At 63.1% G+C, this 12,232-nt stretch carries 9 protein-coding genes; 2 read left to right on the forward strand and 7 right to left on the reverse strand.

What is annotated here, in order from left to right; genetic code table 11:
• Positions 1-25 precede the first annotated feature (25 nt).
• On the reverse strand, positions 26-775 hold the full coding sequence (locus tag ACMGF5_RS04185) for a tetratricopeptide repeat protein (RefSeq protein WP_115273924.1): 750 nt from the start codon (positions 773-775) through the stop codon (positions 26-28).
• Positions 776-778: 3 nt separating this feature from the next.
• Complete coding sequence (locus tag ACMGF5_RS04190) at positions 779-1,459, reverse strand: Fe2+-dependent dioxygenase (protein WP_039602751.1); 681 nt, start codon at positions 1,457-1,459, stop codon at positions 779-781.
• 221 nt (positions 1,460-1,680) lie between these two features.
• On the opposite strand from ACMGF5_RS04190, the gene ACMGF5_RS04195 reads away from it, so the two are divergent.
• A complete protein-coding gene (locus ACMGF5_RS04195; RefSeq protein WP_414157586.1) occupies positions 1,681-3,963 on the forward strand; it encodes a TonB-dependent receptor in 2,283 nt (760 codons plus the stop codon).
• A 102-nt stretch (positions 3,964-4,065) separates the two neighbouring features.
• Positions 4,066-6,621, forward strand: a complete 2,556-nt coding sequence (locus tag ACMGF5_RS04200; protein WP_414157587.1) for a PepSY domain-containing protein — start codon at positions 4,066-4,068, stop codon at positions 6,619-6,621.
• Positions 6,622-6,784: 163 nt separating this feature from the next.
• Here ACMGF5_RS04200 and ACMGF5_RS04205 read toward each other — a convergent pair whose 3' ends face one another.
• The 5 genes from ACMGF5_RS04205 to ACMGF5_RS04225 form a co-directional block, all read right to left on the reverse strand.
• On the reverse strand, positions 6,785-7,576 hold the full coding sequence (locus ACMGF5_RS04205; RefSeq protein WP_046784476.1) for an amidohydrolase: 792 nt from the start codon (positions 7,574-7,576) through the stop codon (positions 6,785-6,787).
• Positions 7,564-8,712, reverse strand: a complete 1,149-nt coding sequence (locus ACMGF5_RS04210; protein ID WP_119687742.1) for a pyridoxal phosphate-dependent aminotransferase — start codon at positions 8,710-8,712, stop codon at positions 7,564-7,566. Before ACMGF5_RS04210 ends, ACMGF5_RS04205 begins: the two co-directional genes overlap by 13 nt.
• Before the next feature lie 119 nt (positions 8,713-8,831).
• Positions 8,832-10,295 carry a ribosome biogenesis GTPase Der gene (gene der / locus ACMGF5_RS04215; protein WP_012316132.1) on the reverse strand — a complete coding sequence of 488 codons (1,464 nt, stop codon included), beginning with the start codon at positions 10,293-10,295 and terminating at the stop codon, positions 8,832-8,834.
• Positions 10,296-10,412: 117 nt separating this feature from the next.
• On the reverse strand, positions 10,413-11,555 hold the full coding sequence (gene bamB, locus ACMGF5_RS04220; RefSeq protein ID WP_046784478.1) for an outer membrane protein assembly factor BamB: 1,143 nt from the start codon (positions 11,553-11,555) through the stop codon (positions 10,413-10,415).
• Position 11,556: 1 nt separating this feature from the next.
• Complete coding sequence (locus ACMGF5_RS04225; RefSeq protein ID WP_039602044.1) at positions 11,557-12,198, reverse strand: tetratricopeptide repeat protein; 642 nt, start codon at positions 12,196-12,198, stop codon at positions 11,557-11,559.
• Positions 12,199-12,232 lie beyond the last annotated feature (34 nt).

The raw sequence follows: 12,232 nt of genomic DNA on the forward strand, positions 1-12,232 counted from the left end.
CCCGTTTTCATTCAGGTTGACCCCATCACGCTTCGCGCTGTTCTATCTCTGCGGCATACCGCGCCGCAAAGGCCATCAACCCTGGCCCCGCCCCCTGCAAGGTCGCCAAAGCACTGCGCAGAAAATTCATGTTCCCCTCAACCCGCGCGTGCTCCAGCCACTGCCCTGCCTCGGCCATCTGCCCACGCTCTACCAGCACCAGCGCCAGGCTGAACATGCCGCGAAAGTCCCCCGCTTCGGCGGCACGCCTGTACCAGCGCACTGCCCGCGCCGGGCTGGGCGCCGTAGCGATACCCTGCTCCAGGTAACGCCCATACAGGTTCATCGACTTGGCATGCCCCAGCCGCGCAGCCTTCTCGTAGCACATCAATGCCTGCGCCTGATTGGCCGGTACCCCCCGCCCGGTAGCCAGCAGGTTGCCCAGGTTATACAGGCCCCAATCCAACCCGGCATCGGCTGCGCGGGCATAGTGAACCGCAGCCTGCGCCACATTCACCTCGCCGCCCCAACCATGCTCCAGGCAACGCCCGAGCATGTTGTGCGCCATGGCGCTGCCACCCTGGGCAGCAATGCCGAACCAGCGCCGGGCCACTTCGGCATCCGCTTCGATGCCGCGGCCGTCGAGCAGGATCTGCCCGAGCAGCAACTGAGCTTCGATCACGCCCTGCCCTGCCGCCGCGAGAATCGCCTGGGCGGCCTTGCCCGGACTGTCTTCGAGCATGGCCTTGAGGCCAGCGACATCCAGCACTTCTTCACGGCGCAACTGATAGGACACGGCTCAGACCTCTGCCCAGCGGCGCAGCAGGTTATGGTAGGTGCCGGTCAATTGCAGCAACGAGGGGTGCTCGGGCACATCGGCGGTGAGTTGCTGGATGGCATTGTCCATCTCGAACAGCAACGCACGCTGGCTGTCCTCCCGTACCAGGCTCTGGGTCCAGAAGAACGCCGCATAACGCACGCCGCGCGTCACCGGGTTGACCTTGTGCAGGCTGGTGCCCGGGTACAGCACCAGGTCACCGGCAGCCAGCTTGACCTGCTGCTCGCCATAGGTGTCCTGAATCACCAGCTCGCCGCCGTCATAGCTGTCCGGGTCGCTCAGGAAGAGCGTCGAGGACAGGTCAGTGCGCACCCGCTCCGGGCTGCCTTTTGGCTGGCGCAGGGCATTGTCGATGTGGAAACCGAAGTTGCCACCCTCGCGGTAGCAGTTGATCAGTGGCGGGAAGACCTTGTGCGGCAGGGCCGCCGACATGAACCGTGGAGTTTTCCACAGGCGATCGATCAGCGCGCTGCCGATTTCCTTCGCCAGCGCGTGGCCTTCTGGCAACTGCAAGTTGTGCTTGGCCTTGGCCGACTGATAGCCGGCCGTGACCTTGCCGTCGGCCCAATCGGCCTGCTCCAGGGCCTCGCGAATGCGGGCAAGCTCATTGGCGTCGAACAGGCCGGGGATATGAAGCAGCATGGCGGCGGCACCGTTAAGGAGTGTAAAGGTGGCAATGATATTGATTCCCTTTTACGCCGTACAAGCCCTTTCTTCACCCGAGACGTTTCAGCTTGATTAAACCGTAAAGAGAATTTGTAAAGATTGTAAGTTCGCAGTGAATGGTAACGAATCTCAATTGTGACCTGCAATCACTTGCATTATGATCCGCGGCCTTCACACCTTGGGGAAGGTCCATAACAATGCGTCAATACGTGCCATCTGCAGTGAGTTCTCCACGCCTGATCGTGTCCGCCATCGGCGTCGCCCTGAGCGCTTCGTCCGCCTACGCCGCCGATCCGGCTACCAACAGCGCCATCACCCTCGATGCCACCAGCGTCAATGGCAAGGCTGAACAGGCCAGCACCGATTACAAGGTCGAAAAGGCCTCCTCGCAGAAGTACACCGCGCCGTTGGTGGACACCCCACGCTCGGTTACCGTAATCCCCCAGCAAGTCATCAAGGACACCAATGCCCTGAGCCTGCAGGATGCCCTGCGCACTGTGCCAGGCATCACCTTTGGTGCAGGCGAAGGCGGCAACCCGCAAGGCGACCGCCCGTTCATTCGTGGTTTTGACGCCCAGGGTGACACCTACCTGGATGGTGTACGCGATACCGGTGCGCAGACCCGTGAAATCTTCGCCATCGAATCGGTGGAAGTGGCCAAAGGCCCCAACTCGGCCATCGGTGGCCGCGGCGCGGCAGGCGGCACCATCAACCTGGTGAGCAAGCGTGCACACCTGGGCAACTCGCTGGACGGTGCCTGGACCTGGGGCAGCGACCAGACCCAGCGCTACACCTTTGACGGCAACTACCAGTTCAGCGACACCGCTGCCGGCCGTCTCAACCTGATGACCCATGAGAGCAACGTTGCCGGCCGGGACAAGGTCAACTATGACCGCTGGGGTATCGCCCCATCCCTGGCCTTCGGCCTGGGCACGCCAACCCGCGTCAACCTTGACTACTACCACCTGGAAAGCGACGACCTGCCGGATTCGGGCATCCCGTACAGCATCCCTACCGGTGGCAGCAGCGCCCGCACCTCGGCGCACCCAAGCAAGCCGATCGACGGCGGTGACAGCGACAATTTCTACGGCCTGACCGGTCGCGACTTCCGCAAGACCCGTGTGGACATCGCTACTATCGCCGTGGAACACGACCTGAGCGACTCGTTGACCATCAAGAACACCCTGCGTCATGGCAACAGCATGCAGGATTACATCCTGACCCAGCCAGACGACAGTTTGGGCAACGTCAACAACAACGGCGTATGGCGTCGTGCCAATACCCGTGTGGGCAACACTGCCACCACCACCAACCAGACCGACCTGTTCGGTGAGTTCTTCGTGGGCGGTTTCAAGAACAACTTCTCCACCGGGGTCGAGTTCAGCAAGGAAGACTCGGACCGCCAAAGCTACACGGTGTCGCCAAACAGCAAGCTCACCTGCACCGGCCCGGGCAATGGTGGCAGCTGTACTTCGCTGAGCGACCCGAACCCCGACGATGCCTGGGATGGCACGATCTCGCGCAACTACGCCGGCACCAAGACCAGCAGCAAGACCCGCGCAATCTACGCCTTCGACACCCTGGAGCTGACGCCTGAGTGGCTGTTGAACATGGGCCTGCGTTACGACCACTTCGATACCAAGTTCCGCACTTACGATGCCTCCGGCGCGACAGTGGTGAACAAGAACGGCGTCCCGACCAAAGGCCGCGACACCAGCGAGTTCTTCACCGGCCAGTTGGGCCTGGTCTGGAAACCGGCCGAGAACGGTAGCATCTACGTGTCCTATGCCACTTCAGCCACCCCGCCCGGGGCGATGCTCGGCGAGGGTACCGAAGGCAACCCGCTATCGGGCACCACCGACCGTGGTGGCAACCTCCTGGCCAGCGACATGGAGCCGGAAGAAACCACCAACTACGAAATCGGCACCAAGTGGGACCTGCTCGACGAGCGCCTGTCGCTGGCCGCTGCGCTGTTCCGTACCGAGAAGGAAAACGCCCGTGTACAGGTGAACACCACCACCTACGAAAACGTCGGCGAAACCCGCGTGCAGGGCATCGAGCTCTCGGCCAGCGGCAAGCTCACCGACAAGTGGCAAGTGTTCGCCGGCTACACCTACCTGCAGGCCCGCCAGATCGACGGCGGCCCGCTGGGCAAGGCCAACGATGGCAACCAATTGCCAAACACGCCTAACAACAGCGCCAGCCTGTGGACCACATACTCGATCACCCCGAAGCTGACGGTCGGCGGCGGCGCCTTCTATGTGGATGACGTCTACGGCAACGTAGCCAACACCACCATGGTCGACAGCTATGTACGTTACGACGCCATGGCCGCCTACAAGCTGACCAAGAACGTCGACCTGCAACTTAACGTGCAGAACCTGACCAACGAGGTGTACTACGACAAAGCGTTCTCCACCCACTTCGCCAACCAGGCGGCGGGCAGGACTGCATTGCTGACCACCAGCGTCCACTTCTAAAGCAGCAACCCGGAGCCCCGTTCATTCCAATGAGCGGGGCTTTTGCGTATCAAGGCATAATGCACCCCGCGCAGGGCGCGGCAGCAACACAAGGTGAACGATGTGGTGAAGAAGACGCTGTTCCAATTGCACTGGTTCTTTGGCATCACCGCTGGCCTGGTGCTGGCCTTGATGGGTATTACCGGTGCGCTCTATTCGTTCCAGGAAGAATTGCTGCGCGCCTTCAACGCTGACGTGTTGAAGGTCGAGGTGCGCGCCGAGGGCGTGCTGCCTCCGGCTGAACTGGTGCGCAGGGTCGAGGCCGCCCAAGGCGACAAAGTGTCGATGCTGTGGGTCGATGTACGCGAAGGCAACGCCGCACGGGTCTTCTTCACACCGCCGCCGGGCGAGCGCCGCGGTGAGTTGCGCTATGCCGACCCCTATACCGGCGAGCTCAAGGGCCAGGCCGCCGGGCAAGACTTCTTCAAACTGATGCTCACCCTGCACCGGTTCCTGGCCATGGGTGACACCGGCCGGCAGATCACGGGCGCCTGCACCCTGATGCTGGTGTTCTTCTGCCTCTCCGGCCTGTACCTGCGCTGGCCGCGCAAAGCCCTGAACTGGCGCACCTGGCTGACCTTCGACTGGGCCAAAAAAGGCCGCGCCTTCAACTGGGACCTGCATGCCGTAGCCGGCACCTGGTGCCTGCTGTTCTACCTTCTGTTCGCACTGACCGGCCTGTTCTGGTCCTACGAGTGGTACCGCGAAGGCCTGAACAAGTTGCTTGCCGACGCGCCTGGCGCAGGACAGCAGCACAAGCGCGGCGAAGGCCGTGGCCGCCATGGGCCGCAGAAGGTGGACAAGAACCCACCGCCGCTGGTGGTCGACTACGACGCCATCTGGGCCAACCTCAAGGACGCTGCCGGGCCAGGGCTTGCCATGTACAACCTGCGCCTGCCACCTGCTGGCGGCCAGCCCGCCAGCCTGTTCTACCTGCTCGACAGCGCCGCGCACCCACGCGCCTTCAATACCCTGACCCTGGACCCTGCCACCGGCCAGGTGAAAAACCACGAACGCTACACCGACAAGTCCTTCAAGGCCCAGCTGCTGCAAAGTGTTTATGCCTTGCACGTGGGTGAATACTTCGGCCTGCCGGGGCGGATCATCGTCACCCTCGCCAGCCTGACCATGCCGCTGTTCTTCGTCACCGGCTGGCTTTTGTACCTCGACCGCCGCCGCAAGAAGCGCCAGGTGCGTGCCGCCCGCGGCCACGTCGCCAACGCCAGCGCCAGCGGCGACAGCTGGCTGATCGGCTTCGCCAGCCAGAGCGGTTTCGCCGAGCAACTGGCCTGGCAGAGCGCCGGGCAGTTGCAGGCCGCAGGCTTGCCGGTGCAAGTACGTGCACTTGCCGACCTTGGCGAAGAGGACCTGCGCCAGACGCGCCGCGCGCTGTTCGTGGTCAGCACGTTCGGTGACGGCGAAGCGCCTGACAGCGCCCGCGCTTTCGAGCGCAAGGTGCTGGGCCAGCCTTGGGCCCTGAACGGGCTCAGCTATGCCGTGCTGGCGCTCGGTGATCGCCAGTACCCGCACTTCTGCGGCTTTGCCCGGCGCCTGCAGGCATGGCTCGGCGAGCGCGGTGCCAGCACGGCGTTCAGCCCGGTGGAAGTGGACAACGCCGACCCGGCGGCCCTGCAGCAATGGCAGCAGGAACTGGCGCAGCTGACTGGCGCCCAACCCGTCGCTGCCTGGCAACCGCCAAGTTTCGGCAACTGGAACCTGGTCAGCCGCGATCTGCTCAATCCAGGCAGTCAAGGCCAATCGGTCTACCTGATCGGCCTGCGCCCTGAAGAGCCCGCCAGCTGGGAGGCCGGTGACCTGGTAGAAGTTCTGCCGCTCAATGGCCAGCCACGCGTGGATGCATTCCTCAGCGGCATGGCCCTCGACGCCAACGCCACTGTGCAGCTTCACGGCCTGAGCGAGACCCTCGGCCAAGCCCTGGCAGGCCGCCAGCTACCAACCCGTCGGGACCACCTGATCGGCTTGCAGCCACAAGCGCTGATCGATGCGCTGGCACCGATCGGCAGCCGCGAATACTCCATCGCCTCGATCGCCAGCGATGGTGTGCTGGAGCTGATCGTGCGCCAGGAGCGTCACCCCGACGGCAACCTTGGCCTGGGCTCTGGCTGGCTGACCGAGTACCTGCCAGTCGATGGCACCCTTGGCCTGCGCCTGCGGCGCAACAGTGGCTTCCATCTGCCCGAAAGCGCCGCGCCGATGATCCTGATCGGCAACGGCACTGGCCTTGCGGGCCTGCGCTGCCTGCTGCGGGCGCGGATCAATGCCGGCGAGCAGCGCAACTGGCTGCTGTTCGGCGAGCGTAACCGCGCGCATGACCTGCTGTGTGGCGATGAGCTGCAAACCTGGCTGGAGAGCGGCGACCTGGCACGCCTGGACCTGGCGTTCTCGCGCGATCAGGCCAAGAAGGTATATGTGCAGGATGTATTGCTGCAGCAGGCTGAGGAGTTCAAGCGCTGGGTTGCCGATGGCGCTTATGTGTATGTCTGCGGCAGCCTGCACGGGATGGCGGCCGGAGTTGATGCGGCGCTCAAGGGCATGCTCGGTGAAGAAATGGTCGAGCAGTTGATCGAAGACGGGCGTTATCGGCGGGATGTTTACTGATCAGGGATTGAACTGACACAGCTGGCCGCTGTAGGAGCGGCCTTGTGTCGCGAACGGGCCGCAAAGCGGCCCTCGATGTTTCGGCATTGATGCAACAATTGCTGGGGCCGCTCTGCGACCCTTTCGCGACACAAGGCCGCTCCTACCGGGGGGCGGTGCTGGCTCAGTGCAGCTCGAAGGTATCGGCATCCAGGTTGGCCGGGAAGCGGGTACGGTAGTTGGCAAGCTCCGCCGCCCTCAGCACGACCGTGAACACCCCGTCTGCCTCGCCCGCACTGAGCAAGCTTTCACCCTGGAAATCCAGCACCTGGCTGTCGCCGGAATACGCGAAACCCTTGCCATCGGTGCCCACCCGGTTCACCGCCGCCACGAAGCACAGGTTCTCGATACCCCGCGCCGGCAGCAGCCGGTTCCAGTGCTGGCGGCGCGCCGCCGGCCAGTTCGCGGTGTACAACAGCAGGTCGGTATCCTGGGCATCGCGGCTCCACACCGGGAAACGCAGGTCATAGCAGATCAGCGGGCGTACCCGCCAGCCCTTGATCTCGAACTGCACCTGACGCTCACCCGGGGTGTAGTGCTTATGCTCACCGGCCATGCGGAACAGGTGGCGCTTGTCGTAGTGCAGGATCTCGCCGTCCGGGCGCGCCCACAGCAAGCGGTTGCGGTGGCTGCCATCGGCGGCCTGGATGATCACGCTACCGGTAACCACTGCGTTGATGCGCTTGGCCTGAGCCTTGAGCCATTTGTAGGTAGGGCCGTTCTCGGGCTCGGCCAAGCTTTCCGATTCCATCGAAAAACCAGTGGTGAACATCTCGGGGAGGATCACCAGGTCGGCATCTCCAGCCTGGTCGAGCAACACCTCGAAATGCGCGTAATTGGCCTCGCGGTCGTGCCAGGCCAGGGCCGTTTGCACCAGGGCGATTTTCAGGTTGGGCAGTGCACTCAGATCGCGCATAGTTTTTCCGCTGCCTGACGCAGCGTCTCCTCACGTTTGGCAAAGCACAGGCGTACCAGGCGTTGCTCGGGGATGGGTTGCTGGTAGAACACCGACACCGGAATGGTCGCCACGCCGTGTTCACGGGTGAGCCAAAGGGCCATTTCGACGTCGTTCAGGTCTGGCCGGATCTGCGAATAGTCCACCAGCTGGAAATAGGTGCCGGCCGTGCGGGTAAAGCTGAAACGCGAACCGTTGAGCAGGTCGCAGAACAGGTCGCGCTTGGCCTGATAGAAACCTGGCAGTTCGTCGACATGCTGAGGGTGTTCGGCCATGAAGTCCGCGAGTGCACACTGCAGCGGTGTAACCCCGCAAAAATTGACGTACTGATGCACTTTGCGCAGCTCCGCGCTCAAGGCAGGTGGCGCGACCACGTAGCCGGTCTTCCAGCCGGTCACGTGGTAAGTCTTGCCGAACGAACTGACCACGAACGCGCGGCGGTACAGCTCTGCATGGGCCAGAACGCTGGCATGAGGTACGCCATCGTAGACCAGGTGTTCATACACTTCGTCGCTGACCAGGTAGATATCGCGGTCAGCGATCAGGCGCGCCAACTGGTCCAGGTCTTCAGCCGTGATCAGCGCACCACTGGGGTTATGCGGCGAATTGAGGATGACCATGCGTGTGCGCGGGCTCAGGGCATCGCTGAACCTCTGCCAGTCGATACCGAAGTCGCCATCACTGAGCTGTACGTGCACGCAGCGGCCGCCGGCAAGCGCCACGGAGGGCTCATAGCTGTCGTAACAGGGGTCGAAGACGATCACCTCGTCACCCGCGTGGATCACCGCCTGGATGGCACAGAAGATCGCCTCGGTGGCGCCCGGGGTGATGGTCACTTCCTGATCGGCATCGACCTTGGTCCCATACAGGCGCTCGACCTTGGCCGCCACCTGCTGGCGCAAGGCCGGCAAGCCGGTCATCGGCGCATACTGGTTATGCCCGGCGGACACATGGCGGCCAACCGCATCGAGCAAAGCCTGCGGGCCATTGAAGTCTGGGAAACCCTGGGAAAGGTTGAGCGCGCCCGTCTGCACGGCGAGCTGGGACATGGTGGTGAAGATGGTCGTGCCGACGTTCGGCAGTTTGCTGCGGATCATGAAGCCCTCTTTCCTGCGGGACGGAGAGCTATAAGCTACAAGCTCCAAGCCACAAGAAAAAGCGACATGTATCAGCGTCCGCTCATTCTTGCAGCTTGCGACTTGAAGTTTGCCGCTTGTCAGCGCTTGTCGCGGCGCTTCTTCTCGGCCTTCTTGTGGTGCGACATCAAGCGGCGCTTCTTGTTGACCTGGCGGTCGGTGAGGGTGTTCTTCTTGCCCTCGTACGGGTTCTCACCGCCTTTGTACTCGATGCGGATCGGCGTACCGACCAGTTTGAGCACCCGGCGGTAAGTGTTTTCCAGGTAACGCGAGTACGACTTGGGAATCTTCTCGGTCTGGTTGCCGTGGATCACGATCAGCGGCGGGTTGGCACCGCCGAGGTGGGCATAGCGCAGCTTGATGCGGCGGCCGTTGACCAGCGGTGGCTGGTGCTCACTGACGGCATCTTCGAGGATCTGCGTCAGACGGCTGGTTGGCCAGCGGGTGACCGCCGATTTGAACGCGGCCTGCACCGACTTGTACAAGTGGCCCACGCCGGTGCCGTGCAGCGCCGAGATGAAGTGGATGTCAGCAAAGTCGACGAAGAACAGCCGGCGCTCCAGCTCGGTCTTGACGTAGTCGCGCTCACCCGACTCCATGCCGTCCCACTTGTTCAGGGCGATGACGATGGCGCGGCCCGCTTCCAGGGCAAAGCCCAGCAGGTTGAGGTCGTGGTCGACCACACCCTCGCGGGCGTCCATGACGAAGATCACCACGTTGGCGTCCTTGATCGCCTGCAGCGTCTTCACCACCGAGAACTTTTCGACTTCCTCGTGGATCTTGCCGCGCTTGCGCACGCCAGCGGTGTCGATGAAGGTGTACTTCTCGTTATCGCGCTCGAACGGGATGTAGATACTGTCACGGGTGGTACCCGGCTGGTCGTAGACCACCACGCGCTCTTCGCCGAGCATGCGGTTGACCAGGGTCGACTTGCCCACGTTGGGGCGGCCGATGATGGCGATCTTGATGCCATCCTTTTCGCTCGGGCCGGGGATGCGTACCGCTTCCTCGCCTTCGGCAACCTCCTGGTCGAGGGCTTCTTCCTCAGCATCGCGAGGAATGTGGCCCAGCACCGACTCCATCAACTGATTGATGCCGCGGCCCTGCGAGCCGGCCACCGGAATGGCATTGCCCATGCCCAGCGGCGAAAACTCGGCGCGGGCGACGTCGGCGTCGATGTTGTCGATCTTGTTGGCCACCAGGATGGCCGACTTGTTCCGCTTGCGCAGGTGCTCGGCGATCATCTGGTCGGCGGCAGTCATGCCGGCGCGGGCGTCGACCAGGAACAGCACATAGTCGGCTTCTTCGATGGCCATCAGCGACTGCTCGGCCATCTTCTCGTCCATGCCCACTTCGTCACCGGTGATACCACCGGTGTCGATCAGGATGAAGGAGCGACCCTGCCAGCTGGCATCACCATACTGGCGGTCACGGGTCAGACCCGACAGGTCACCCACGATGGCATCGCGGGTTTTGGTCAGGCGGTTGAACATGGTGGATTTGCCGACGTTCGGCCGTCCCACCAGGGCGATTACGGGAACCATGCGGCTCTCCACTCTTGAATTCTTGAAAATGCAAAGGCCGCTGCAAGGCAGCGGCCGGAGTTCGGGCGGCGTGTCCTACGCCGCAACTCAAGACCTGTCGTGGCCTTGAGCATAGCTTCAGCGGATGGTCAGTGCCTCGAGCTTGCCGCTGTTGCCAAAGACATAGATGGTGTCGCCGACCACCAGGGGCCGGGCGCGCAGGCCATCGCTGTCGATACGCTCACGGCCGACGAAACGGCCGTCGACCTGGCTGAGCAGGTGCAGGTAACCTTCGAAGTCACCTACAGCCACGTAGCTGGAAAACACTTCCGGTGCCGACAATTGGCGGCGCGCCATCGAGTCGTTGGTCCACAGCGCGCTGGAAGAGCGCTCGTCGACACCCTCGACACTGCCCGAAGCTTCGCTGACATAGACGTTGCCGAAACCTTGGGCGACACCCACGTAGCTCGAGGCATCACGCTGCCACAGCACACGGCCGCTTTCCAGGTCCAGGCCCGCTACGCGCCCCTGGTAGGTGCTGACGTACAGCGTACCACCGGACAGCAGCAGGCCGCCGTCGATGTCGACCACACGGTCCAGCTCGGAACGGCCCTGCGGGATCGCCACACGGCTCTCCCACACCGGCACGCCGTTGTTGATGTCGACCGCGACCACTTTGCCGGTGGACAGGCCGGCTACAGCCAGACGGTTGGTGACGATCGGCGCACCGGTGCCCCGCAGGGTCAGTACAGCCGGGGTGCTCTCGTAGATCCAGCGGCGGTCGCCGGTAGCGGCATCGAGGCCGATCAGACGGTCGTCCTGGGTCTGCACCACCACAACGTCACCGTTGTTGGCAGGCGGCGCCAGGACTTCGCTGGTTACGCGCGAGCGCCAGCGCTCTTCACCGGTGCTGGAGTCCAGGGCAATCACTTCACCCTTGAGGGTGCCGAGCATGACCAGGCCATAGCCAACGCCGACGGCGCCGGAAACCGGCAGCTCCAGATCCTGCTTCCACACCACGTCGCCGGTAATGCGGTCGAGGGCGAAGACTTCGCCATTGACGTCGCTGGCGTAGATGCGGTCGTTCTCGATGGCTGGCACCAGGGTATTGTAAGTCTCGCCCTGGCCGTCACCGATCGAACGGCTCCACTGCTTTTTCAGTACCACTTCTTCGGTGAACTTGGTCAGCTCGGCCGGAGGCAGTTCCTTCTTGCTGTTGCTGCTGCAACCTGCGGCCAGTACGGCCAGGGTCAGCACTGCTGCTTGTTTCCAACCGATCACGTCACGCGTCCCCTTTGGCCAAGTCATCCAGCTTCAGTTGCAAGCCACCGACCGCCGCCTCATCGGACAGCGCGGCCTTGGCTTTTTCATAAGCGCTGTGGGCATCGTCGGCACGACCCAACTGCACCAGCAGGTCGCCCTTCAATTCTTCACGGCTGGCCAAAAACGCCTTGTCGGCGTCGCCGTCGAGCAGCTTGAGCGCATCTTCAGCTTTGTCCTGGGCCGCGAGCACGCGTGCCAGGCGCTGGCGCGAAATTTCGCCCAGGGTGTCGTCAGCAGGCTTGTCGAGCACATTCTTGAGCTCGGCAGCGGCGTCGTCGAGCTTGCCGCTCTCTACCGCGACCTTGGCCACGAACAGGCTGCCGTACTGGGCGTAGGCGGTACCACCGAACTCGCTCTTGAGCTTGCCGGACAGCTCCGCGACCTTGGTCGCATCCGGCTGCCCGCTCGGCGTCAGGCTGGTTTCAAGCAGGGCCTGATACAGCTGCGATGCGCCTTGCGACTGGTTGTCCTGGTACTTGTGCCACGTGTTCCAGCCCAACACCACTACGCCAGCCAGCAGCGCACCGGTCAGCAGTGGCTTGCCGTTACGGTTCCACCAGTCCTTGACCCCTGCCAGGTCATCATCATCGGTACTCGACACCCCAATACTCCTTTTCGCCTATTCGCTTGTTGAA

Origin of the sequence: Pseudomonas sp. BNK-15 (assembly GCF_047456105.1) — a bacterium.
GTDB lineage: Bacteria > Pseudomonadota > Gammaproteobacteria > Pseudomonadales > Pseudomonadaceae > Aquipseudomonas > Aquipseudomonas putida_E.

Bases quoted from the DNA above. Each gene is read 5' to 3' on its own strand.
- ACMGF5_RS04195 (WP_414157586.1), top strand. From the start codon at position 1,681: ATGCGTCAATACGTGCCATCTGCAGTGAGTTCTCCACGCCTGATCGTG.
- ACMGF5_RS04190 (WP_039602751.1), bottom strand. From the start codon at position 1,459: ATGCTGCTTCATATCCCCGGCCTGTTCGACGCCAATGAGCTTGCCCGC.
- ACMGF5_RS04205 (WP_046784476.1), bottom strand. From the start codon at position 7,576: ATGCGCGATCTGAGTGCACTGCCCAACCTGAAAATCGCCCTGGTGCAA.
- ACMGF5_RS04210 (WP_119687742.1), bottom strand. From the start codon at position 8,712: ATGATCCGCAGCAAACTGCCGAACGTCGGCACGACCATCTTCACCACC.
- der (WP_012316132.1), bottom strand. From the start codon at position 10,295: ATGGTTCCCGTAATCGCCCTGGTGGGACGGCCGAACGTCGGCAAATCC.